The 24137-nt window shown below is 72.5% G+C and carries 14 protein-coding genes and 3 pseudogenes; 12 read left to right on the top strand and 5 right to left on the bottom strand.

Going from position 1 to position 24137, the window contains the following annotated elements; all coding sequences use genetic code 11:
* Positions 1-49: 49 nt before the first annotated feature.
* Positions 50-1615 (bottom strand): alpha/beta hydrolase, encoded by a 1566-nt coding sequence (locus tag BM536_RS29845; protein WP_073497296.1) that lies wholly within the window; start codon positions 1613-1615, stop codon positions 50-52.
* A 527-nt stretch (positions 1616-2142) separates the two neighbouring features.
* Positions 2143-4848, bottom strand: a complete 2706-nt coding sequence (locus BM536_RS29840; RefSeq protein ID WP_073497298.1) for a lysylphosphatidylglycerol synthase transmembrane domain-containing protein — start codon at positions 4846-4848, stop codon at positions 2143-2145.
* 185 nt (positions 4849-5033) lie between these two features.
* Here BM536_RS29840 and BM536_RS29835 point away from each other — a divergent pair, with 185 nt between their 5' ends.
* From BM536_RS29835 to nudC, 6 genes and pseudogenes are all read left to right on the top strand, one after another.
* Positions 5034-5447 carry an MGMT family protein gene (locus BM536_RS29835; protein ID WP_281258603.1) on the top strand — a complete coding sequence of 138 codons (414 nt, stop codon included), beginning with the start codon at positions 5034-5036 and terminating at the stop codon, positions 5445-5447.
* Between the two features lie 308 nt (positions 5448-5755).
* The gene (locus BM536_RS29830; RefSeq protein WP_094103730.1) at positions 5756-9130 is read left to right on the top strand and encodes an ATP-dependent helicase; all 3375 of its coding nucleotides are present in this window, start codon (positions 5756-5758) and stop codon (positions 9128-9130) included.
* Between the two features lie 277 nt (positions 9131-9407).
* Positions 9408-9794: pseudogene (locus tag BM536_RS45030) on the top strand (UvrD-helicase domain-containing protein); the annotation flags it as partial.
* A 110-nt stretch (positions 9795-9904) separates the two neighbouring features.
* On the top strand, positions 9905-12931 hold the full coding sequence (locus tag BM536_RS29825) for an ATP-dependent helicase (protein ID WP_425444699.1): 3027 nt from the start codon (positions 9905-9907) through the stop codon (positions 12929-12931).
* Positions 12932-12974: 43 nt separating this feature from the next.
* Positions 12975-14378: a dipeptidase gene (locus BM536_RS29820; protein ID WP_094103905.1), complete on the top strand. Its 1404-nt coding sequence runs from the start codon at positions 12975-12977 to the stop codon at positions 14376-14378.
* Positions 14379-14533: 155 nt separating this feature from the next.
* The gene (gene nudC, locus BM536_RS29815) at positions 14534-15478 is read left to right on the top strand and encodes an NAD(+) diphosphatase (protein ID WP_073498827.1); all 945 of its coding nucleotides are present in this window, start codon (positions 14534-14536) and stop codon (positions 15476-15478) included.
* Positions 15479-15554: 76 nt separating this feature from the next.
* Here nudC and BM536_RS29810 read toward each other — a convergent pair whose 3' ends face one another.
* On the bottom strand, positions 15555-15797 hold the full coding sequence (locus tag BM536_RS29810) for a mycoredoxin (RefSeq protein ID WP_045559070.1): 243 nt from the start codon (positions 15795-15797) through the stop codon (positions 15555-15557).
* Positions 15798-16012: 215 nt separating this feature from the next.
* Between BM536_RS29810 and BM536_RS29805 the strand changes: the two genes are divergently transcribed.
* The 4 genes from BM536_RS29805 (at position 16013) to BM536_RS29790 (ending at position 19638) form a co-directional block, all read left to right on the top strand.
* Complete coding sequence (locus tag BM536_RS29805) at positions 16013-18277, top strand: ATP-dependent DNA helicase UvrD2 (protein WP_425444698.1); 2265 nt, start codon at positions 16013-16015, stop codon at positions 18275-18277.
* A gap of 167 nt (positions 18278-18444) precedes the next feature.
* The gene (locus tag BM536_RS29800) at positions 18445-18771 is read left to right on the top strand and encodes a hypothetical protein (protein WP_073498829.1); all 327 of its coding nucleotides are present in this window, start codon (positions 18445-18447) and stop codon (positions 18769-18771) included.
* Positions 18772-18946: 175 nt separating this feature from the next.
* Positions 18947-19315, top strand: a complete 369-nt coding sequence (locus BM536_RS29795) for a WhiB family transcriptional regulator (RefSeq protein ID WP_030038270.1) — start codon at positions 18947-18949, stop codon at positions 19313-19315.
* Positions 19312-19638 (top strand): hypothetical protein, encoded by a 327-nt coding sequence (locus tag BM536_RS29790; protein WP_073498831.1) that lies wholly within the window; start codon positions 19312-19314, stop codon positions 19636-19638. The genes BM536_RS29795 and BM536_RS29790 overlap by 4 nt, the downstream gene beginning before the upstream one ends.
* Before the next feature lie 177 nt (positions 19639-19815).
* Here BM536_RS29790 and BM536_RS29785 read toward each other — a convergent pair whose 3' ends face one another.
* Together BM536_RS29785 and BM536_RS29780 are read right to left on the bottom strand one after the other, a co-directional pair.
* Complete coding sequence (locus tag BM536_RS29785) at positions 19816-21216, bottom strand: ABC1 kinase family protein (RefSeq protein WP_073498832.1); 1401 nt, start codon at positions 21214-21216, stop codon at positions 19816-19818.
* Positions 21209-22426 carry a TOMM precursor leader peptide-binding protein gene (locus BM536_RS29780; RefSeq protein ID WP_094103728.1) on the bottom strand — a complete coding sequence of 406 codons (1218 nt, stop codon included), beginning with the start codon at positions 22424-22426 and terminating at the stop codon, positions 21209-21211. Before BM536_RS29780 ends, BM536_RS29785 begins: the two co-directional genes overlap by 8 nt.
* Before the next feature lie 240 nt (positions 22427-22666).
* Between BM536_RS29780 and BM536_RS29775 the strand changes: the two are divergent.
* Positions 22667-23264: pseudogene (locus tag BM536_RS29775) on the top strand (M48 metallopeptidase family protein).
* Positions 23265-23397: 133 nt separating this feature from the next.
* Positions 23398-24137 (top strand): annotated as a pseudogene (locus tag BM536_RS29770) (TerD family protein); the annotation flags it as partial.

Raw genomic sequence — 24137 nt, 5'->3', positions numbered from 1 at the left:
GACCGGCGGGGGCCGCGCGCACCGAGGGTGTGCGCGACCCCCGCCGTCGTCATGAGCAGACCTTGCCGTCCTTCGGCACCGTGCCGTCGAGCAGGTAGTCGTCCACCGTCGAGTCGACGCAGTCGCTCCCGCTGCCGTACGCCCCGTGGCCCTCGCCCTTCCAGGTGAGCAGCACGCCCACACGCTCGCCCAGTTCGTCCGCCATCCGCTGCGCGCCTTCGTAGGGCGTCGCCGGGTCGCCGGTGTTGCCGACCAGCAGGATGGGCGCGGCTCCGGCAGCGCTCACCTCCGGGCTGTCGAACTGCCCAGCCACCGGCCAGTCGTGGCACCAGCCGGCCGTGTCCCAGCCGAGGAACGTGCCGAACACCGGCGAGATCTCCTCGAACTCGGGCAGCAGCCTCTTCGTCTCCTCCGGCGTCGGCCGCTGTTTGTCGTCCAAGCACGATATGACCCGCTGCGAGTGGGTCGTCGTGCCGTAGTTCCCCTCGGTGCCCCGCTCGTTGTAGGCGTCGGCGAGCGTGAGCAGCTCGGAGCCGTCGCCCTCCTGGGCCGACTCCAGGGCGCTGGTCAGCGTCGGCCAGCCCTCCTTGCTGTACAGCGGCAGGACGATGCCGGTGACCGCGAGCGTCTGGGTCAGCTTCCGCCCGGAGGACGTCGGCAGCGGGGCGGTGTCGATCCGCTTCAGCAGGTCGGCGATCTTCCGGCTGCCCTGCTCGGGGTCCTGACCGGTCGACTTCAGGTAGTTGTCGAGCGCGAGTTGGAAGCCCTTCGCCTGGTTCTTCGCGTGCCCCACCGTGTCGGCACTCGGGTCGACGACCGCGTCGAGGACCACCCGGCCCACGTTCCTCGGGAACAGGTGGGCGTACACGCCGCCGAGTTCGGTGCCGTAGGAGATGCCGAAGTAGTGCAGCCTGTCGTCGCCGAGTACCTGGCGCATCAGATCCATGTCGCGCGCGCTGTCGGTGGTGGAGACATGCGCCATCAGCTCTCCGACGTCCTTCTGGCAGCCCTTGCCGAAGTCGACGGCGTCGCGGAGGTAGGCCTGTTCCTCGGCCTTGGTGTCCGGGGTGGAGTCGACCGACTCGGCGGCCTGGATGTCCTTGTCGCTACGGCAGCGGACGCCTTCGCTGGCGCCCACCCCGCGCGGATCCCAGCTCACGAGGTCGTACTGCTTGCGCAAGGAGGACACCGTGGAGCCATACGCGGGCATCGTCGACACTCCGGAGCCGCCCGGGCCGCCGAAGTTGAACAGCAGCGAGCCGATCCGCTCGCTGCCGGTGGCGCGGGACTTGGCGCGGATCATCGCGAGGTCGATCGTGTCCCCCTCCGGCTTCGACCAGTCCAGCGGCACCTTCAGCTCCGCGCACTGCCACTCGCCGCTGGGCGCGTCGGAGTCCGCGGTGGCCTTGCAGCGGCCCCAGTCGGGTTTCTGCCCGGTCAGCGAGGCGGGCAGGGGTGCCGCCGTCCCCTCCGCGGTGCCGGAGGAGGAGACCGACGGGCGCGCGTCGGCCGTACGTCCCTTGTTGTCGTCGCCGTCGTCGGACGAGCCACCGCAGCCCGTCATCAGCAGTGCGGCGACGGCTCCCGAGGCCGTCCACCGTACGAATCGCGCCATGTGCGTTTCCCCCCTCGCGGGACCGTCCGCACCGGTGGCGAACGGCTGTCAGGCCATAGTAGGCGGAGCACAGCACACCCGTCAGAGCCTGTGGATAACCCTTTGACCTGCATGTTTAGTGAGTTTTGGATGTCATGAACAGGCCGTCCCGGAGGTCGGTATCTGCGGAGTGTCCCCGACGGGGCAGTCCCCGTCTTCGACACGCAGTCCTCGGTGAAGTCGTCGAGCGCCAGCCGGAAGCCCCTGGCCTGCCCCAGCGCGCCCTGCCGGTCGCGCCCACCCCCGCGCGCCACGGTCCGTACCAGCCAAGGCCCACCTTGCGTCTCGGGGGGACTGCCGTTCGGACCGGGGCCGGGGCCGGGAGCAGGGTCCGGTCGCGGGGGGCCTCCCACGCCTTGCGGGCGGTGGCGGGCACCGCAAGGCGGAGCAGAGGCAGGCGACCCACGACAACGCGGCGAGGTGCGGTGGCGAGGGCCCGCGAGCCGCATGCCCGGACGGGAGGTCCTACATGACCCGGACGGGAGGTCCTAGAGGGCGCCCTTGCGGGTGAGGTGGGTGAAGGCCAGCCAGCCCGGCAGCACCGGCAGCCACAGCGTCAGCAGCCGGTACAGCAGCACCGCGGGGGCGGCGACCTCCTTGGGGAGGCCGACGGCGATCAGGCCGACCGTCAGCGTCGCCTCCACGGCGCCGACACCGCCCGGTGTCGGGGCGGCGGAACCGAGCGCGTTGCCGGCGAGGAAGACGACGGCGACGCTGGCGAGGCTGATCGACGTCGTCTCGTCGCCGAACGCGCGGATGGACGCGTCCAGGCACATCACGAAGCAGGCCGTCAGCAGCAGCATGCCGCCGATGCCGGTGACCAGCTTCTGCGGCCGCTGGAGCACGTCCAGCATGCGCGGCACGACCCCCGCGAACAGCGACCTCACGCGCGTGACGACGAACTTCCGCAGGAACGGCACCGAGGTCACCACGAGCACCAGCACCGCCACGGTCAGCAGACCCGCGATGACGGTCCGGGACGGCGACAGCGACGGTGTCTTCTCCGTGCCGGTCAGATAGCCGAACGACAGCAGCATCAGGATGTGGCAGCCCAGCCCGAACAACTGCGAGGCACCGACGCTCGCCACCGCGAGCCCCGGCCGCACCCCCGCGCGCTGGAGGAACCGCGTGTTGAGGGCGACCCCGCCGACCGCGGCGGGCGCGACGATCTTCACGAACGACCCGGCGACCTGCGCGGCCACCGTCCGCGGGAACGGCACCCGCTCCGGCACGAACCCCAACAGACTCATCGCCGCCGCCACATAGCTCACCGCCGAGAACAGCACGGCCGCGGCGACCCAGCCCCACTCGGCGTTGGCGATGAGCGGACCGAACTCGATGTGCGTGAGCTGGGTCAGCAGGAAGTATGCGCCGATCGCGCCGGCGATAAAGCTGATCAGCGTGCGCGGCCGCACCCGCTCCAGGCGGGCCGGCTCCACCGGCGCCTGGGGCCGGATGAGCAGCACCTCGTGCCGGATCTGCGTGAGCAGGTCCTCCTCGCGGGCCTCGTCCAGCGCGTCGTCGATGGCCCGCTTCTCGGCCCGCGTCTCCGCGCGCACGGCCTTCTTCTCGGCCTTGTCGAGGGGAGGTCCGCTCTCGTGCCCGGCCGCCGCATGACGGGCCTGCTTGGCCTGCCGGGACGCCTCCAGGACGGCGTCGCGCTCGCGCTGCGCCCGCTCCCGGGCCAGTCTGCGCAGCGTCGCGCGCGTGGAGCGGCTCAGCGCGATGGGCTGGAGCATCGGCAGACAGTCGGCGACGGCGTCGGGCCCGAGCACCTCCACCGCGGAGGCGACCGCGCGTTCGGCGCCCACCCGCAGGCCGAGCGTCACGAGCAGTTGCGAGGTGTCCATGCGCAGCAGCAGATCACCGGCCGCGATCTCGCCGACCCGCATGTCGGTGAGGATCACCGTGCCGGAACGATCCACCAGAATCGCGTCGCCGACCAGCCTGCGATGCGCGATGCGGCGGGACTGGAGGGCGCGCACCTGCTGCCAGGTGTCGTGCAGCAACTCGTCGGTGATCTCCTCGTCGGCCAGCGAGTCCAGGGTGCGTCCGCCGGTGTGCTCGTAGACGAGCATGACGGCGTCGGGGCCCAGCTCGGAGGTCGCGATCAGCTTCGGTGCGTTGGCTCCGGCCGCGATCGCCGCGTAGGCCAGCAGCGCCTCCTGCTCCAGGGCCTGGCGCAGCGACTGGAGGCTGCTGCGGGTGGCGAAGCCGCGCAGGGTCAGATTGCGCCACGCGCGGTAGAAGAAGCCCTGCGCCTGCTGCTCGCGGTCGACCACCGTGACGTCCAGCGGTGGGCCGTCCTCCAGGGTGACGAAGTAGCGCCGGCCGCGGTCACCGGTCTCCGGGGTCTCCGAGACCTCCTCGCGCGCGGCGCTCACCGGGCGGAAGCCGACGTGGCGCAGGCCGGCCATCAGCGTCCGTCCCGTGGGCCGGACGTTGGGCGAGCCGACCGCGTACAGCGTGCCGTAGGCGATGGTCCAGCCGATCAGAACCGTCAGGATGATCGAGAACGGTGTCGTGTAGCCGGTGACGAGCATCGAGAACGCGTCGAGCATCAGCACGATCCACAGCACCGCGCGCCACCGTGGTCGCCGTGACATGCCGACGGCGGTCATATAGGCGATGACGGGCGCCAGATAGCCGTGCACGGGGTCGGTGAGGGCCTGGATGTCACCGGGGGAGGGCTGGGTGAGAGCCTCCTGGATGGAGTTCGGGGCGGCCTTGGCGACCCACAGGTCGGTGGCGAGCGTCACTCCGTGCGCGAGGACCGCCGCGAGCACGCCGTCGGCGATCCGCAGCCCGTCCCGCTTGATGAGCCGCTCGATGGCGAACGCCACCGGCACCAGCAGGATCGCGATGCTGGAGGCCAGTCCCGCGATCTTGATGAGGAGATCGGGCGCCTGTCCGGTGCCCTTGTTGATGTCCTGTTCCAGGCCCGAGGTCGTTCCGTGCGCAAAGGCGGCGATTCCCAGCAGGACGACGACGGCGAGCACGCCGATCAGCAGCCGCATGAGGTCGGAGGGGCGGTGCACGCGCGCGGGGAGCAGTGGTTCGTCGCCCTCGACCTCGTCGATGTGCGTCACCTCGACCAGGTCCTCGTCCTGCTCCGCCGGGCCGGCGGCATCCGGGCGCGACGCAGCGTCAGAGGTGCCCTCCGCGTCCTCGGGATGCACACCCTGCTGCTTCATCGTCTCTTCTTGATCTCGTATCACCGGTCACCGCCCGCACGATGGTGGCATGCCCCACCGACACACAGGGGCGTCAGGGTGCAAACGCGGGGCGCACAGTCTGCCCGAAGCGTCGCAGTGGGGCGAGGGTCACGCCGGGTCGCGGGCCCGTCGCATTGTCGGTGCGGTGGTGCAGGATGGGGCGGATGAGCGAGCAGAGCCTTCCGGACGCCGCCCGCCCGGAGTACACCGGCGACACACCGTCGGACCCCATCGACGACGCGCTGCCCGTGTACGCCGAGCGCGTGCTCGAGGTCGCGGAACTGATCCCGCCCGCGCGGGTCATGACCTACGGCGACGTGGCGGAATGGCTCGAGGAGGGCGGGCCGCGGCAGGTCGGCCGGGTGATGGCCCTCTACGGCGGAGCCGTCCCCTGGTGGCGTGTCGTGCGCGCCGACGGGGTGCTGCTGCCGGGCCACGAACTGCGGGCCCTCGACCACTACCGAGCCGAGGGCACGCCGCTCAAGGAGGCGAGCCGGGCCGCTGCGGGGCACCTGCCGCGCCTGGACATGAGACGGGCGAGGTGGGACGGCGGTGAGCGTGCGGAGGGTCACATCTGACAGCTTCCGCCATCCACCCCGCCCAGGGGGAGCCTGTGGCCCGTACGGGGGAAGCGGGGCACGTCCGTGACATGGCGTACGTTCGAGGGGCGAGGGACCTGCGTGGCCTACGGGCCGCACGGGCCGTGAGGGAAGAAGTGGAAGCCGTCCTTCCGACCTGCCCGTCGGCGTACCGTCGGCTGGACGCGTCGCCCTCATCCCGGGACCACCGCCCGCCCCGGGCGGCACCCGTCCCACCACGCCCCTCTCCCGACGGCGCCCCGCGCCGGACGTGACGATCTGCACACCCACCAGGACCGGCGAACCACGTGAGCTCCTCTTCCTCCACCAGGCGCCTGCCGCACCCCCAGGGGCGGCAGGGGAGCCGTGGCGCGTACCGGCTGGTGCGTGCCCGCCCGGCCCGGGTGGATCCCCCTCGTCTGGACGCCGCACAGCGCTCCGTGGTTGACCACACCACCGGCCCGCTGCTCGTCCTCGCGGGTCCTGGCACCGGGAAGACCACCACGCTCGTCGAGTCGGTCGCGGCACGCGTGGCGCGTGGCGGCGACCCCGCGCGCATCCTCGTGCTGACCTTCAGCCGCAAGGCGGCCGTCGAGCTGCGCGACCGCATGGCCCTGCGCATGGGTGCCGCCCACGCGCCACGCGCCACCACCTTCCACTCGTACTGCTACGCCTTGGTCCGAGCCGAACAGGACAGTGACCTGTTCGCCGAACCGCTGCGGCTGCTCTCCGGCCCCGAACAGGACGTGGCCGTCCGCGAACTGCTCGCCGGCCAGGTCGAACTCCAGCGGCAGGGCCTCGCGCACGTGCGCTGGCCGGACGACCTGCGCGCCTGCCTCACCACGCGCGGGTTCGCCGACGAGGTCCGCGCGGTGCTCGCCCGCAGCCGTGAACTGGGCCTCGGCCCCGACGCCCTGGACGCCTTCGCCGGCCGCATCGGCCGCCCCGACTGGCGGGCCGCGGCGTCCTTCCTCGCCGAGTACCTCGACGTCCTCGACCTGCACGGCGTGATCGACTACGCGGAACTCGTCCACCGCGCGGTCCTGCTCGCCCACCGCCCCGCGATCGCCCAGCGGCTCGCCACGCAGTACGACGCCGTCTACGTCGACGAGTACCAGGACACCGACCCCGCCCAGGTACGGCTGCTGCGCGCCCTCGCGGGCGGCGGCCGCACCCTGGTCGCGTTCGGCGACCCGGACCAGTCGATCTACGCCTTCCGGGGCGCGGACGTGAACGGCATCCTGGAGTTCCCGGAGACCTTCCCCCGCCGCGACGGGCGCCCGGCCCCTGTGGAGGTCCTGCGCACCTCCCGCCGCTCCGGCGCCGGGGTGCTGGCCGCCACCCGGCTGGTGACCCAGCGCATGCCCCTGACCCGCCTCCCCGCGGAGAAGGTCCGCGCCCACCGCGATCTCGCCCCCGTGCGTGAGGGCGGCCGGGTCGAGGTCTACACGTACCCGACGTCCGGCACCGAGCTGGACAACATCGCCGACATCCTGCGCCGGGCGCACCTGGAGGACGGCGTGCCGTGGGGCGAGATGGCCGTCCTGGTGCGGGCCGGATCCCGCACGATCCCCACGGTCCGCCGCACCCTCACGGCCGCCGGCGTCCCCCTCGACATCGACGGCGACGACCTCCCCCTGCGCCACGAACCGGCGGTGGCGCCCCTGCTGACGGCACTGCGCGCGGTGGCCACCGCGGAGACGGCCACGGGTGCGGTACGGCCCGACGCGGGCGCCGACCGGCTCGGCGAGGGAGACGTACCAGGTGACAGTGGAAGCGGGCCCGTCGAGGCGGAGGCAGCCGAAGCGTCCTGGCTCGACACCGAAACCGCCCTCACCCTGCTCGCCTCACCCCTCGCGAGCATGGACGCCGCCGATCTGCGCCGCCTCGGGCGGGCCCTCCGCGACGAGGAGCGGGCCGGGGGCAACCCCCTGCCGCCACCGTCCGACGAACTGCTCGCGCGTGCCCTCGCCGAGCCGGAGCGCCTGGCCGTGCACGACCCGGTGTACGCGCGCGGAGCACAGCGCCTGGGCGCGCTGCTGAGGAAGGCCCGAGAGCGTCTCGCGGGCGGCGGTACGGCCGAGGAGGCCCTCTGGGACCTGTGGGAGGGCACGCCCTGGCCCGCACGCCTGGAGCGGTCCGCCCGCCGCGGCGGCGCGGCCGGCCGCAACGCCGACCGTGACCTGGACGCGGTGTGCGCGCTGTTCGCCACCGCCGCGCGCGCGGAGGAGCGCACCGGCGGGCGGGGCGCCCTCAACTTCCTGGCCGAGATCGAGGCCGAGGACATCGCCGCCGACACCCTCACCCGGCGCGCCGCGCGCCGCGACGCCGTACGCCTGATGACCGCGCACCGCGCCAAGGGGCTGGAGTGGAGCCTGGTCGTCGTCGCGGGCGTACAGGAGGGGCTGTGGCCGGACCTGCGCCGCCGCGGCTCCCTGCTGGAGGCCGACCGCATCGGCCGCGACGGGCTCGCCGAACCGCTCACACCGGGTGCCCTGCTCGCGGAGGAGCGCCGCCTGTTCTACGTGGCCGCCACGCGCGCGCGTGACCGGCTCGTCGTCACGGCGGTCAAGGCGCCCGCGGACGACGGCGACCAGCCCTCCCGCTTCCTCACCGAACTGGGCGTCGAGCCCAAGGACGTCACGGGCCGCCCGCGCCGTCCCCTGTCGGTCGCCGCGCTGGTGGCCGAACTACGCGCCACGACGGTCGACCCACGGGTCTCGGAACCGCTCAGGGAAGCCGCGGCGCGCCGCCTCGCCCGTCTGGCCGCCCTGGCCGACGAGGACGGCCGGCCCCTCGTGCCGTCGGCGCACCCGTACCGCTGGTGGGGCATGTTCGAGCCGACCGAGAGCAAGGTGCCGCTGCGCGACCGCGACCGGCCCGTCGTGCTCTCCGGCAGCGCCCTCGACCAGCTCGCCAACACCTGCGCCCTCCAGTGGTTCCTGGGCCGCGAGGTGAAGGCCGACGCCCCCGCCACGGTCGCCCAGGGCTTCGGCAACGTGGTGCACGTCCTCGCCGACGAGGTCGCCTCCGGACACACCCCGGCCGACCTCGCCGTCCTCATGGAGCGCCTCGACTCCGTGTGGAACGCGCTCGCCTTCGACGCGCCCTGGAAGTCGGCGCAGGAGAAGGAGCACGCGCGCGTGGCGCTCGAACGGTTCCTGAAGTGGCACGTCATGGACCGCACCGGCCGCACGCCCGTCGCCAGCGAGCACGACTTCGACGTCACCCTCGAAGCGGGCGAGTACGAGGTCCGCATCCGCGGCCAGATGGACCGCGTCGAGACCGACGGCGACGGCCGCGCCTACGTCGTCGACTTCAAGACCGGCAAAGCGGCGCCCACCGCGCGCGAGGTGGAACGCCACCCGCAGCTCGCCGTCTACCAGCTCGCCGTCAGCGAGGGCGCCGTCGACGAGGTCTTCGACGGCGCACGCCCCGAGCCGGGCGGTGCCGAACTCGTGCAGTTGCGTCAGGGCGCCGCCAAGCGGGACGGCGGCGAGAGCCTGCCCAAGGTCCAGGCGCAGGAGCCGCTGGAGGGCGAGTGGGTCGGCGACCTGCTCGCCACCGCGGCCGGCAAGGTCCTCGACGAGCGGTTCACACCCAGCGCCGGCCAGCACTGCACGCACTGCGCCTTCCGCGCCTCGTGCAGCGCCCGGCCCGAGGGGCGCCAGGTGGTCGAGTAAGCACGCTGGTGCGCCTGCCGGTCTGCCTGCCGGTCCTGCCGGTGTGGCAGCCGGCGTGCCTGCCGGTCTGTCGTAGGCCTTGATCGGTGGACCTGATCGGTGGACCTGATCGGTGGACCTGATCGGTCCGGTCCGGCACACGGCGTGGGCGGTCCGGTGTGCCGCACCGCGTGGGTGGCCGGTGTGACGGACCGCACCACATGTGCTGACCTGCGTGTCCTGCACGACGGCAGGCGATTTGTCATCGACTGTCAGTGCCCGCCGCTAGCCTCTCCCCATGCCCGCCCGTATCACCGATCCCGAGCAGCTCAAGGAGCTCCTCGGGATCCCGTTCACCCCGGAGCAGACGGCCTGCATCACCGCGCCGCCGGCCCCGCAGGTGATCGTGGCCGGAGCCGGGTCGGGCAAGACGACGGTGATGGCCGCGCGCGTGTTGTGGCTGGTGGGCACCGGCCAGGTCGCTCCCGAGCAGGTCCTCGGCCTGACCTTCACCAACAAGGCCGCGGGCGAACTCGCCGAGCGTGTCCGCAAGGCTTTGATCAGGGCCGGCGTCACCGACCCCGATGTCATCGACCCGGACAACCCGCCGGGCGAGCCGGTGATCTCCACCTACCACTCCTTCGCGGGCCGGCTGCTGACCGACCACGGCCTGCGCATCGGCCTGGAGCCGACGTCCCGGCTGCTCGCCGACGCCACCCGCTACCAGCTCGCCGCGCGCGTCCTGCGCGAGCGCCCGGCCCCTACCCGGCACTCACCCGGTCCTTCGCCGACCTGGTGGGCGATCTGCTCGCGCTCGACTCCGAACTGTCCGAGCACCTGGTCCGCCCCGAGGACCTGCGCGCGTGGGACGCCGAGCTGTTGCGCACCCTGGAGGGCGCCAAGCTCAGCAACGCGGATCTGCGCAAGGTGCCCGAGACGGCCGCCGCCCGGCGCGAACTCGCCGAGCTGGTGCTGCGCTACCGAGCCGTCAAACGCGAGCGCGATCTGCTCGACTTCGGCGACCAGATCGCCCTCTCCGCCCAGCTCGCCCGGATCCCCGAAGTGGGCCGCGTCCTGCGCGACGAGTTCCGCGTGGTGCTCCTGGACGAGTACCAGGACACCTCCGTGGCCCAGCGCACCCTCCTGGCCGGCCTCTTCGGCGGCGGGACCGGCCACCCCGTCACCGCCGTCGGCGACCCCTGCCAGGCGATCTACGGCTGGCGCGGCGCCTCCGTCGCCAACCTCGACGACTTCCCCGAGCACTTCGCCCACGCCGACGGCCGCCCCGCGACCCGGCAGGCGCTCAGCGAGAACCGACGCAGCGGCGGCCGCCTCCTCGACCTCGCCAACGGCCTGGCCGAACCGCTGCGCGCGATGCACGCGGGCGTGGAGGCGCTCCGCCCCGCCCCCGGCGCCGAGCGCGACGGAATGGTCCGCTGCGCGCTCCTGACCACCCACGCGGAGGAGATCGACTGGATCGCCGACTCCGTCGCCCACCTGGTGAACACCGGCAAGGCCCCCGGCGAGATCGCCGTGCTGTGCCGCACGGCCACCGACTTCGCCGAGATCCAGGGCGCCCTGGTCGACCGGGACGTACCCGTCGAGGTGGTGGGCCTCTCGGGGCTGCTGCACCTGCCCGAGGTCGCCGACCTCGTCGCCGTCTGCGAGGTCCTCCAGGACCCCGGCGCCAATGCCTCCCTGGTCCGCCTGCTCACCGGCCCGCGCTGGCGCATCGGCCCCCGTGACCTCGCCCTCCTGGGGCGACGCGCGCGGCTGCTCGTGTCCCACGCGCGCGGGGGCGACGGCGACGACCCGGACCAGCGGCTCGCAGCGGCCGTCGAGGGCGTGGACCCCTTCGAGGTGATCTCGCTCGCGGACGCGCTCGACACCTTCCTCGAGTCGCCCCTGGAAGGCACCGGCGACGACGACGGACTGCCCTTCTCCGCGGACGCGCGCGTGCGCTTCGCCCGGCTCGCGGCGGAACTGCGCGACCTGCGCCGCTCCCTGGCCGACCCGCTGATGGACGTCCTGCACCGCGTCCTCGCCGTCACCGGCCTCGAAGTCGAACTGTCGGCTTCCCCGCACGCCCTGGCGGCCCGCCGCCGCGAGACCCTGTCGAACTTCCTCGACGTCGCCGCCTCCTTCGCCGCCGCGGAGAGCGAGGCGAGCCTGCTCGCCTTCCTCGGCTTCCTGCGCACCGCCGCCCAGTACGAAAAGGGACTGGACAACGCCCTGCCCGGCGGGGAGAACACCGTCAAGGTCCTCACCGCGCACAGGTCCAAGGGCCTGGAGTGGGACGTGGTCGCCGTCCCCGGCCTGGTCACCGGCACCTTCCCCAGCGGCCAGGGTCGCGAGAAGTGGACCGCCCAGGCCAAGGTGCTGCCGCACGGACTGCGCGGCGACGCCGACACGCTCCCCGACCTCGAGGCCTGGGACTCCCGCGGCATGAAGGCCTTCCACGAGGCCATGAAGGACCACCAGCACACCGAGGAACTCCGCCTCGGCTACGTCACCTTCACCCGCCCCCGCTCCCTGCTCCTCGGCTCCGGCCACTGGTGGGGCCCCACCCAGAAGAAGCCCCGCGGCCCCTCCGACTTCCTCCAGGCCCTCCACGACCACTGCGCGGCCGGATACGGCGAGATCGAGGCCTGGGCCGACGAACCCGAGGAGGACGAGGAGAACCCCGTCCTCCACCGGGCGTCCGCCGACCAGGTCTGGCCGCTGCCCCTGGACGACGCCTCGCTGGCCCGCCGCCGCGCCGCCGCGGCGACCGTCCTCGCCCACCTGGAGAACCTCGCCGCCGGGACCGGCGCACCCACGGCCGCACACGACCCCGGAGCCCACGACGATCCCGACTGGCCTCCACCGCCGGACGAGGACGAGCCCGCCCCGACGGAGCCCCCCTACGACGACGATGCGGACCCCTTCGAGGCGGATGGCCACGAGCCGGACCCGTACGGCGAGGCCGATCCGTACGGCGAGCCGGACCCCTTCGACGAGGACCCGCACGACCAGGACGGCTGGACCACCGCCCGCCCCGCCGTCCCGCACCAGGCATCACCCCCCGAGCCGCGCCGGCCCCGCCTCACCCCGGAGGAGGCCCGTGCCGTCGCCTCCTGGGACCGGGACCTGGACGCGCTCGCCGGGGAGCTGCTGCGCGCCCGGCAGAGCGTCACGGACGTACCGCTCCCGGTGACGCTGACCGCGTCGCAACTGCTGCGCCTGGCCGCCGACCCGGACGGCCTCGCCCAGGAACTCGCGCGCCCCATGCCCAGCCCGCCCCAGCCGGCCGCGCGCCGGGGCACCAGGTTCCACGCGTGGGTGGAGGCCCGCTTCGAGGAGTTGACCCTGCCCTTCCTGGAACCGGAGGAACTGCCCGGCGAGGACGCGGAGATCGCCGACGAACGCGACCTGGAGGCACTCAAGGACGCCTTCGAGCGCACCGAGTACGCCCGCCGCACCCCCTACCGCGTCGAGGTCCCCGTCCAGGTCTCCCTCGCCGACCGCGTCGTACGGGGCCGTATCGACGCCGTCTACCAGGACGACGACGGTGACAGCGCGACGTACGAGATCGTCGACTGGAAGACCGGCCGGGGCCGCGACGGCGACCCGCTCCAGCTCGCCGTGTACCGGCTCGCGTGGGCCGAGCAGCAGGGTGTGCCCGTGGAATCCGTCACAGCGGCGTTCGTCTATGTGCGCACCGGCGAGGTCGTACGACCCGAGAATCTGCCGGACCGGGCCGCCCTGGAGCGCCTGTTGACGCAGGAGGAGGCCCGGGAGGACGGCGGCGGCCGGCGGGCAGCGCAAGTAAACCCTGCGTAAGCACCCGGCCGGGATGTCGGTGCGGCCGGATAGGCTCGTGACCATGAGCCAGACCCCGGACAGCGCCGTCCGCACGTACATCGAGCGCCACCGTGCGGCGTTCCTCGACGACCTCGTCGAGTGGCTGCGCATCCCGTCGGTCTCGGCCCAGCCCGACCACGCGCCCGATGTCCGCCGCAGCGCCGACTGGCTCGCCGCCAAGCTCAAGGCGACCGGCTTCCCGACCGCCGAGGTCTGGCAGACGCCCGGTGCGCCCGCCGTCTTCGCCGAGTGGCCGTCCGGCGACCCGCAGGCACCCACCGTCCTGGTCTACGGCCACCACGACGTGCAGCCCGCCGCCCGGGAGGACGGCTGGGACAGCGACCCCTTCGAGCCGGTCGTCCGCGGAAAGCGTCTCTACGCGCGCGGGGCGGCCGACGACAAGGGCCAGGTCTTCTTCCACACCCTGGGCGTGCGCGCCCACCTCGCCGCCACCGGCCGGACCGCCCCGGCCGTCAACCTCAAGCTGCTGATCGAGGGTGAGGAGGAGTCCAGCTCCCCGAACTTCCGCGCCCTCGTCGAGGAGCACGCCCACCGGCTCGCCGCCGACGCCGTGATCGTCTCCGACACCGGCATGTGGTCCGAGGACACTCCGACGGTGTGCACCGGCATGCGCGGGCTCGCCGAGTGCGAGATCCGGCTGTACGGCCCCGACCAGGACATCCACTCCGGCTCCTTCGGCGGGGCCGTGCCCAACCCGGCCACCGCCGCCGCCCGCCTCGTCGCCGCCCTGCACGACGAGCACGCACGCGTGACGGTCCCCGGCTTCTACGACGGCATCGTCGAACTCACCGACCGCGACCGCGAACTCTTCGCCGAACTGCCCTTCGACGAGGAGAGCTGGCTGCGCACCGCCAAGTCGCACGCCACCCACGGCGAGGCCGGGCACACCACTCTGGAGCGCGTCTGGGCCCGCCCCACCGCCGAGGTCAACGGCATCGGCGGCGGCTACCAGGGCCCCGGCAGCAAGACGATCGTGCCGTCCTCCGCCTTCGTGAAGCTGTCCTTCCGGCTGGTCGCGGGACAGGACCCCGACCATGTGGAGAAGGCGGTCCGCGCCTGGGCCGAGGAGCGGGTGCCCGCCGGCATCCGTCACGAGATCACGTTCAGTCCGGCCACGCGCCCGTGTCTGACCCCGCTGGACCACCCCGCCCTGCGATCCGTCGTACGCGCCATGGGCCGCGCGTTCGAAGGCCCCGTCCGTTTCACCCGTGAGGGAGGCTCGGGACCCGCCGCCGACCTCCAGGAAGTCCTCGACGCCCCGGTCCTCTTCCTGGGCATCTCCGTCCCTTCCGACGGATGGCACGCCCCGAACGAGAAGGTCGAGCTCGACCTCCTCCTCAAGGGCGTCGAGACCACCGCGTACCTCTGGGGCGACCTCGCCGAGACCTGGCGCCATGCGCCCTGACGACCTGGACCGGTCCGGAGCGACACAGCGCGCGGGGCACAGTGGACAGGCCGCCCCGCACAGCCACACCGCACCGGACCCGGTCGCCCCCTGCCGTACGTCCCGCTGAACCGCCCGCCGAAACAACCGTTCCACCGGGGGAGTTGGAAGCACCCGTGACCACCTGGACCGACCAGAACGCCGACCGACCCATCTCGCTCACCGCCCCGAGCGGCATCGACCGCGCCGCCCACCACCGGCTCGACGAGGCCTGGCTCGCCGCGGCATGGAGCCACCCCACGACACGCTGCTTCGTCGTCTCCGGCGGCCAGGTCCTCATCGACGAGACGTCCGACGGCCGGACCGAACTCGTGATGACGCCCTCCTTCGAGGCCCCCCTCACCGAGGCCCACCGCTACTTCCTGGGCACCGACGACGACGGCGTCAGCTACTTCGCCCTCCAGAAGGACGCGCTGCCCGGTCGTATGGACCAGTCCGCCCGCCCCGCGGGCCTGCGTGAGGCCGGACTGCTGCTGTCTCCCCGCGACACGGGCCTCATGGTGCACGCGGTCGGCCTGGAGAACTGGCAGCGCACCCATCGCTTCTGCTCGCGCTGCGGCGAGCGCACGGTCATCGCCGCCGCCGGCCACATCCGCCGCTGCCCCGCCTGCGGCGCCGAGCACTACCCGCGCACCGACCCCGCGGTGATCATGGCGGTCACGGACGACGAGGACCGCATCCTGCTCGGCCGCCAGGTCCACTGGCCCGAGGGCCGCTTCTCGACGCTGGCCGGCTTCGTCGAGCCCGGCGAGTCCATCGAGCAGACGGTGCGCCGGGAGGTCTTCGAGGAGGCCGGCATCACCGTCGGCCAGGTCGAGTACGTCGCCAGCCAGCCGTGGCCCTTCCCGTCCAGCCTCATGCTCGGATTCATGGCCCGTGCCACCTCCACCGTCATAGACGTCGACGGCGACGAGATCCACGAGGCCCGCTGGTTCTCCCGCGACGAACTCGGTGCGGCCTTCCAGTCCGGCGAGGTGCTTCCCCCCTACGGCATCTCCATCGCGGCCCGCCTGATCGAACTCTGGTACGGCAAGCCACTGCCCGTCCGCACCTTCACCTGAGACATGACACGAAGAGAGGGCGGCCCCTGGATCCAGGGCGCCCTCTCTTCGTCATACCGCCGCGTCATCCGGCGAGTTACGCGCCGATCTTCTGCTTGACCTGGGCCAGCGAGGGGTTCGTCAGCGTGGAGCCGTCCGGGAACAGCACGGTCGGTACCGTCTGGTTTCCGCCATTCGCCTTCTCCACGAACGCCGCGGACTCCGGGTCCTGCTCGATGTTGATCTCGTTGTACGTGATGCCCTCGCGGTCCATCTGGCTCTTCAACCTGCGGCAGTAGCCGCACCACGTGGTGCTGTACATCGTCACAGTGCCCGGCATGTCTCTCGCGCTCCTTCGGCGACTCGGGGGATGTGGGGTCGCGGAGTGGGAACGCACGAGGAGGCACCGCCATTCCCGCGAACGGCCCCGGACCGCCCAGGCACCCGGCGCGATGGCCTGTGACGCCTGCCGCTGGTGGCTGCGACGCCTGCCGCCAGGAGCTGCGACGCCTCCCGCGGGTGGCTGTGACGCCTGCCGCATTAGTACGACTGCCGGTGCCTCCCTGGGGACAACCGGCTCACCTGTCTCCGGCGACCTGGCAGCATGGCTGTGTGACAGCAGCAACGCACTCCACCCTTTTCCCGCAGGTACCGGACTCGGCCGACGCGGTGCTCGAAGGGCTCGACCCCGAGCAGCGCGAGGTGGCCACCGCCCTGCACGGACCGGTGTGCGTGCTGGCCGGAGCCGGTACCGGCAAGACCCGGGCGATCACCCACCGCATCGCCTACGGCGTGCGCGCCGGCATCCTGCAACCCTCCAGCGTCCTCGCCGTCACCTTCACCAACCGCGCCGCCGGAGAGATGCGCGGGCGGCTGCGGATGCTCGGTGCCCAGGGCGTCCAGGCCCGCACCTTCCACTCCGCGGCCCTGCGCCAGCTGCAGTATTTCTGGCCGAAAGCGATCGGTGGCTCCCTGCCCCGGCTCGTCGACCGCAAGGTCCAGCTCGTCGCCGACGCGGCAGCCGCCTGCCGCATCCGCCTCGACCGGGGCGAGCTTCGGGACACCACCGCGGAGATCGAGTGGTGCAAGGTCACCCAGACCGTCCCCGCCGACTACCAGGCGGCCGCCGCCAAGGCCGGCCGCGAGACCCCCCGCGCGCCCGCCGAGATCGCGCAGCTGTACGCCGCCTACGAGGACCTCAAGCGGGAGCGCGGCGTCATCGACTTCGAGGACGTGCTCCTGCTGACCGTCGCCGTCCTCCAGGACCGGCAGGACATCGCCGAGCAGGTGCGCGCCCAGTACCAGCACTTCGTGGTCGACGAGTACCAGGACGTCAGCCCTCTCCAGCAGCGTCTGCTGGAGCTGTGGCTCGGCGACCGGGACACCCTGTGCGTGGTCGGTGACGCCAGCCAGACGATCTACTCCTTCACCGGAGCCACCCCCGACCACCTCCTCGACTTCCGTACCCGCCACCCCGGGGCCACCGTCGTCAAGCTGGTCCGTGACTACCGCTCCACCCCCCAGGTCGTCCATCTGGCCAACGGTCTGCTGGCCCAGGCCCGCGGCCGGGCCGCCGACCACCGCCTGGAGCTGATCTCCCAGCGCGCGCCGGGACCCGAACCCGTCTACACCGAGTACGCCGACGAGCCCGCCGAGGCCGAGGGCGCGGCCCGTCGCATCCGCGAACTGGTCGACGCCGGTGTCCAGCCCGCCGAGATCGCCGTCCTGTTCCGCACCAACGCCCAGTCCGAGACCTACGAACAGGCCCTCGCCGACGCCGGCATCCCCTACCAGCTGCGCGGCGCCGAGCGGTTCTTCGACCGCCCCGAGGTGCGCAAGGCGATCAACGCCCTGCGTGCCGCCGCCCGCTTCGGCGGCAACGACGCTCTCCTCGCGGACGCCGTCGACCTGCCCTCCCAGGTGCGCGCGGTCCTCTCCGGCGAGAACTGGACGCCTCAGCCGCCGGCCGGCTCCGGAGCCGTCCGGGAGCGCTGGGAGTCGCTGGCGGCGCTGGTGAACCTGGCGCAGGACTTCACCGCCGCCCGAGCGAGTGCCACGCTCGCCGACCTGGTCGCCGAACTCGACGAGCGTGCGGGTGCCCAGCACGCCCCGACGGTGCAGGGCGTCACTCTCGCCTCCCTGCACTCGGCCAAGGGCCTGGAGTGGGACGTCGTCTTCCTGGTCGGCGTCGCCGAGGGAATGATGCCGATCTCCTACGCCCGCACCGACGAGCAGATCGAGGAGGAGCGCCGCCTGCTCTACGTCGGCGTCACCCGGGCCCGCGAGCGCCTTCACGTCTCCTGGGCGCTCTGCCGTTCACCGGGCGGGCGGCCGAACCGCCGCCCCAGCCGGTTCCTCGCCGGACTGCGTCCGGGCTCGGGCGACGCGGCCGGGCGCGGTGCCGGCGGCGGTGCCGGAGGCGTCGAGCGCGGTTTCCCGAGCGCGGCGGCGGGCGTGGTGGCAGCCGCGCCGCGCCGGACCCAGCGCAGCCCGGCCCGCTGCCGGGTCTGCGGGCGCACCCTGACCGACGGGGGTGAGATGAAGCTGATGCGTTGCGAGGACTGCCCCTCCGACATGGACGAGGGGTTGTACGAGCGGCTGCGGTCCTGGCGCGCGGTCCAGGCACGGCGGACCGGGCAGCCCGCGTTCTGCGTCTTCACCGACAAGACCCTGATCGCGATCGCCGAGGCCGCCCCCGGGGAACCGGGCGAACTCGCGCGGATCCCGGGCGTCGGCACGCGCAAGCTGAACCGCTACGGAACCGATGTCCTGGCCATCTGCGCAGGCCAGGACCTGGGAGCCGAGGACGAGGGCGACTGATCCGAACTCGTCGGAAAAATAGTTTGCGCATGCCCCAGCAATCCCCATAGGTTCTTAGGCACGAGAACAGAGGCCTTCTCGGGGGCCGAGGTTCCGTGCTGTACTTGCACATCCACCGGACCGGGTTCGTTCCCGGTCCCTCGAGACGCCGAGAGGAGGCGATTCCAGTGATCAGCATCAACAACAACTCCGTCAGCACCGCCAAACTGACCGATCGCTCGACCGTCTCCGTGTGCACTCTCGCCGCCTCGAACCTGGGCACCGGTCTGTCCGGCATTCGTGCCGATCGGCCGGCGTCCCTCTCCGTTGCCCCCGCGGGTCTTGTCGTCCGCGAGCGCAGCGAGCGACCGACCAAGGCACTGGAAGCAGCAGTAGCGGCACAGGCGAAGGCCTATGCCTTTACGGCGACCGGTGCCGGAGCCCGGAAGCAGACGACGCAGCACCACCTGATGTGGGCCTTCCGTGGGCCAGAACCCTGGAGTGATCCAGCCTGATCGTCGATCAGGCCGGCGCCTTCAGGGCCGCGGAACCCCACCCGGGATCCGCGGCCCTTCTGTTTGTCCCGACCCGGGACGACAGAGCGAAGGGGCCTCGGGACAAGAAAAGACCCGGTACCAAGCCGCCACCCGGCCCAACAGGGCCGGAACGACCAGACGAGGAAGACGACCCGTGCAACTCGAAGCGCACGCCCCGTCCGTACCGCCTTCCGAAACGATCCCCCCGCCCGGCCTCACGGAGGACTCCACCTTGACCCCGCTCACGGCGCTCACCGCGCTCGACGACGCCATCGAGAACCTCGGCGTACCCGTCCCGTGCCGCTCCTACGACCCGGAGGTCTTCTTCGCCGAGTCGCCCGCGGACGTGGAGTACGCCAAGTCCCTCTGCCGTACCTGCCCGCTGGTCGAGGCATGCCTCGCCGGTGCCAAGGAGCGGCGTGAGCCCTGGGGCGTCTGGGGTGGCGAGCTGTTCGTCCAGGGTGTCGTCGTCGCCCGGAAGCGGCCGCGTGGCCGCCCGCGCAAGAACCCGGTCACGGCATGAACACCATCGCAGGAACGATCGACCGTCCCGTCACGCACGACCCCAAGAAGCAGGCCCCGATGAAGCCGTCCACCAGCGAGCCCGCAGGCTCCGCGACCCAAGACGTCACCACCACCGGCGCGAACGACTCGCGTCAGAACAGGACCCGCGAGATGCAACTCATCCCAGAAGCCCTGGCTCGTGCGCATATGCACGACCGGCTGCAGGAGGCCGAGCGGGAACGCCGGGCCATGCGCCTGGTGACCGCTCGCCGGATGCAGCGCCGGGCCGAGCGCGCCTCGCTGCGTGCCCGCCGGGCGCTCGCCATGGCCGTGATGCAGTAACCCCTTCCACCAGAAGCGGTGGCCTCCTGACAGGGAGGCGAAACCTTCCCCGCGTGGGCCTCCGACCGAACCGGACCGGCCCGACCGCCGGTGGCGTTGTCGCCACCGGAGAGCGAGGCGCGACGTGACCGAGGGCCGGCCGGACTCGGCCAGATGGCCGGCCGCCCCTGGCGACGGTCACGCCTCCGCGACCGAATCCTCCACTTCCAGGCCTTCGTCTTCCAGGCGCTCCTCTTCCAAGCCCTCGTCGAGGACGAACCCCGGGAGCCACCCCTCCAGTTCCTCCCGCAGCCGGACCGTCGCACCGAGCTGGCACAGCACGCCGATCGTGCTCAGCGTCACCCGGTGTATCAGCAGGTAGGCCGGGGGAAGGTTGAGCCGCCTGCCCAACTGGTAGGCGGGCGAGCGCGGGTCGGCGATCCGGGCCGCCTGGCTGCGCATCCAGTCGCGGGTGAACGTGAACTCGTCGACCAGTGCCGGTTCGATGATCGGGCGAAGGTAGTCGAGGACCGCGTCGGGCTCCAGCTCGATGGACTCCTTGACGAAGCCCTCCGCGCGCAGCAGTTCGTAGACCGCGTCCGCCTCGCCGTCGAGGGTCATGCGCAGCGAGGCACCTATCGGCTCGGGCAGACCGCCGGGGAGCCGGTCGACGGTGCCGAAGTCCAGGACGCCCAGGCGCCAGTCGACCTCGCCGTCCGGACCGCCTGGCACGAGGCGGAAGTTGCCGGGGTGTGGATCGGCGTGCAGCAGGCCGGTGCGGGCCGGCCCCGAGAACAGGAAACGCGACAGCAGCTGGCCGGCGCGGTCGCGCTGCTCGGGGGTGCCGCCGGAGATCACCTCGGAGAGCGGCACGCCGTCGATCCACTCGGTGACCAGGACCTGGTCGCACTGGTGCACCACCGCCGGGACCACGACGTCGGGATCTCCGGCGAACTCCTCCGCGTGGGCCTGCTGGGCCCGGCCCTCGAGCCCGTAGTCCAGCTCCTCGGAGACACGGTCCCGGAGTTCGATGATCAGCGGCTTGATGTCCATGCCGGGAATGAGGGGACCCAGGAGCCTGGCGAAACGGCTGAGCTGATTGAGGTCGGACAGAAGGGCCTCGCCCGCACCCGGGTACTGGACCTTGACGGCGACCTCCCGCCCGTCGTGCCACACCGCCCGGTGCACCTGGCCGATCGAGGCGGCCGCGGCCGGTTTGTCGTCGAACGTGAGGAACAGTTCGGCCCAGTCCTCGCCGAGCCGCTCCGCGAGCACGGAATGCACCGTGCGGGTCGGCATGGGCGGCGCCGCCTCCTGGAGCTTGGTGAGAGCCGCGCGGTAGGGGCCGGCGACCTCCTCGGGCAGCGCGGACTCGAAGACGGACAGGGCCTGCCCGAACTTCATCGCGCCCCCCTTCAACTCGCCGAGGACTTTGAAGAGCTGCTCCGCCGTGCGCTGTTGCAGCTCACGGCTGACGATCTCCGCCGACTCGCCCACGATCCGTTTGCCCAGGCCCCACGTGGCCCGGCCGGCGATGCCGAGCGGGAGCGCGGCGAGCTTGGCGGTCCGGGTGACCGCCTTCCGGGGAAGATCAGACATGCGCCCTCCAGGTCCCAGAAAGCCGCGCCGCGTCTGCCGTACGGCGTAACTCCTTCGAATGCCGTTGCTCCGTCATTGTCGCGCGCGACGCGCTGTCCTCGGCCAGGGTGTGTTCCTCGTTACCTTTCTCGGCTGCCCCGCACGGGCACGCGGGGTGTGCCCACACCGGTCGTGGATGCCACTGGAGGGCCGGTACGGACACCTCCCAGCGCGCGCCCGCGCTGGACGGGAGCGTGCCGTCGAGAAAGGCGAGCGCATGGGCCGCCGCCAGCCCCGCGACCGTCGTGGCCAGCGTCAGATCGCAGGCACGGACGGCCCGCCGCGTCCCGGAGTGCCACTGCGCCACCAGCCGGGGCCACGCCGGGTCCCGGTCGGTGCGCGCCTGGTGCAGGCACCCCGCGCAGGCCGTCTCGCCGGGCAGGACGAGCGGGCCGACCACTCCGGTCGCCTCCACGACCCCGGCGTACAGATGCGGTGTGCCTGAGGCGATCAAGGGCTCGGCCTCGGAGGGAGGCGGGGCGTGCACGGACACGTCGTCCCGTGGGGCGAGGATCACCAGGGAGAAGCCGGGCACGTCCGTCCCGGCCGGTGAGCGGGTGCTCCGGCGGGGTGGCCGGTCCGGGGCGGCCCGGCGCACCGCACGACGGGCGGTCTCGTCCCGGCGCTCACCGATCGCCTCGGCAGGCAGCCCGCCCGGGGCGACGTCCCCCGCCTCCACCACGCCGCCGTCCCGCACGTCCACCTCGCCGACCCCCGCGCCCGACAGCACCGAGGCCAGCACCGCGCCCACCCGGCCCGCACCCCGGACCTGGACCCGCAGCCGGCGTCTGGCAGCCAGGTGCGCGAGCGCCTCACCTGGTTCCGAGGTGGTCAGCGACAGCGACGCGAGGTCCGGCCGCAGCCGGTCCATGACGTCCTTCTTCTCCCGCAGGGCGGCCCCGTCCGGCCCGCCCCCGCGCGCGTCGTCGACCAGGCCTGCTCGCGCCAGCCGCCGCACCAGCTGATCGACATGTCCGTCCGGCAGGTCCATCCGGCGCCCCTCCTCCCGCAGGAGAGGGAGCCCGCGGGTGCCGTCCAGCAGGTCCAGGAAACTGCCCGTCGCGGTGTCCACCGGGCCGAGCGTCAGCGCGTGCGCCGGGGCGAGCCCGAACTGCACGGTGTTCAGATCACGCCATCCGCGCCGCAGCGCGGGCTTCACCATCGGATGCATCGAAGGCCCCCGTCAGCCTGGAATCTCCCCGTACGCCGGCGGAGTGGGGCCATGGAAGCGGCCGCGTTCCGCCGACGAGTGCCAGCATGCCCGGCCGCGTCGAAGGACGCCGAGAGTTGTCCACAGGGACCGGGATTCATCGTACAAATCCGTCGTACGAGGCAAGCACGAGGGGAGAGATCCAAACCGAACCGTCCCGGAGTCGGGACTTCCCGCCTGCGCAGCGGGTAACGTCGGGGCGTGCCCGCCGACCCACTGCACCGCGCCGGAACGCCACAGCGCAGCACGACGAGCCAGCCGCCGAGCGGCTCACGGGCGAGCGCGATCGAGGTCCGCAGGAGTGCCCGCCGACGCCGGACGGTCTCCGCGTACCGCGAGGGCGATCGCACCGTCGTGCTCATCCCTGCCCGGATGTCCGAGGCCGAGGAGCAACGCTGGGTGAGCGTGATGCTCGACAAGCTCGCAGCGCAGGAGAGCCGTCGACGCGTCCCAGGCGACGCGGAGCTGGCCGCACACGCCGAGCGGCTGTCGGCGCAGTACTTCGACGGCCGGCCGGCCCAGGACGGTCCGCTGGGTCACCAACCAGAACACCCGCTGGGGCTCGTGCACCCCCGCCGAGGGCAGCATCCGTCTGTCGCACCGTCTCAAGGGCATGCCGGAGTACGTCATCGACTACGTACTCCTCCACGAGCTGGCGCACCTGCTCGTGCCCGGCCACGGTCCCGACTTCTGGCGGCTGCTGGAGGCGTATCCGCGCACCGAGCGGGCCCGTGGCTACCTCGAAGGGGTGGTCGCGGCCGAGCGGCTGCCCCACCTGCCCGGCGACCCCGGGGAGTGACCCGCGCGCGGGTCGTCCGGCGGCGTCCCGCGCGGGTTGTGTACCGGGTCTGTACCGACATCGTCCGGTGTCCGAGTTTGCCGTTAGCCTGACGCGACGCACTCGCAATCGGGATGGGGGACGGTCGTTACGCATGCCCAGGGAATTCCAACGCGGCCACAAGACCAGGATCAGTGACCTCACCACGGGCACGGATCTGTACGTAGGCGTGCAGATCTCCGGCCCCGGCCTGACCTTCGACATCAGCTGCTTCGGCCTCGACGCCGACGAACGGCTCTCGGACGACCGTTACTTCGTCTTCTTCAACCAGCCGAAGACCCCCGAGGAGTCGGTCCAGCTCCTGGGTGCCCAGGCGGGTGACACGGAGTCCTTCCGCGTCACCCTCGACCGGATCCCGTCGCAGATCCGGAGACTGTCCTTCACCGCGACCCTCGACGGCGCGGGCCAGATGTCGCAGATCGCCCCCGGCTACCTGCGCATCGTCGCGGGTGGCGAGGAGGTGGCCCGCTACTCCTTCGACGGCTCGGAGTTCTCCACCGAGCGTGCCGTGATGCTGGGCGACTTCTACTTCAAGGACGTGTGGCGCTTCGCGGCCGTCGGACAGGGCTTCGACGGCGGTCTGGACGCGCTGCTGAGGAACTTCGGCGGCGAGGTCGCCGAGGAGGAAGCCCCCGCCGCGGCGCCGCAGCCGCAGTCGGGTGCCGCTCCCGGCTTCGCCCCGCCCGCCTTCGGGGCCCCGGCCGCACCGGCACCGGCCCCCGTCCCGCAGCAGCCGCAGCCCGCGGCACAGGGCTTCGCCCCCGCCCCCGGCCCCGCCGGTGCACGCCGCGCCGACGATCGTCGCGCCCATGACCCCGCCCGGCGGCGTCCAGG

Source organism: Streptomyces phaeoluteigriseus, assembly GCF_001896135.2.
GTDB lineage: Bacteria > Actinomycetota > Actinomycetes > Streptomycetales > Streptomycetaceae > Streptomyces > Streptomyces phaeoluteigriseus.
The sequence above is the reverse complement of the archived record's forward strand: the minus strand, read 5'-3'. Positions and strand labels throughout refer to the sequence as shown.

Bases quoted from the DNA above. Each gene is read 5' to 3' on its own strand.
- BM536_RS29845 (WP_073497296.1), bottom strand. From the start codon at position 1,615: ATGGCGCGATTCGTACGGTGGACGGCCTCGGGAGCCGTCGCCGCACTG.
- BM536_RS29840 (WP_073497298.1), bottom strand. From the start codon at position 4,848: ATGAAGCAGCAGGGTGTGCATCCCGAGGACGCGGAGGGCACCTCTGAC.
- BM536_RS29835 (WP_281258603.1), top strand. From the start codon at position 5,034: ATGAGCGAGCAGAGCCTTCCGGACGCCGCCCGCCCGGAGTACACCGGC.
- BM536_RS29820 (WP_094103905.1), top strand. From the start codon at position 12,975: ATGAGCCAGACCCCGGACAGCGCCGTCCGCACGTACATCGAGCGCCAC.
- BM536_RS29810 (WP_045559070.1), bottom strand. From the start codon at position 15,797: ATGCCGGGCACTGTGACGATGTACAGCACCACGTGGTGCGGCTACTGC.
- BM536_RS29790 (WP_073498831.1), top strand. From the start codon at position 19,312: ATGAACACCATCGCAGGAACGATCGACCGTCCCGTCACGCACGACCCC.
- BM536_RS29785 (WP_073498832.1), bottom strand. From the start codon at position 21,216: ATGTCTGATCTTCCCCGGAAGGCGGTCACCCGGACCGCCAAGCTCGCC.
- BM536_RS29780 (WP_094103728.1), bottom strand. From the start codon at position 22,426: ATGCATCCGATGGTGAAGCCCGCGCTGCGGCGCGGATGGCGTGATCTG.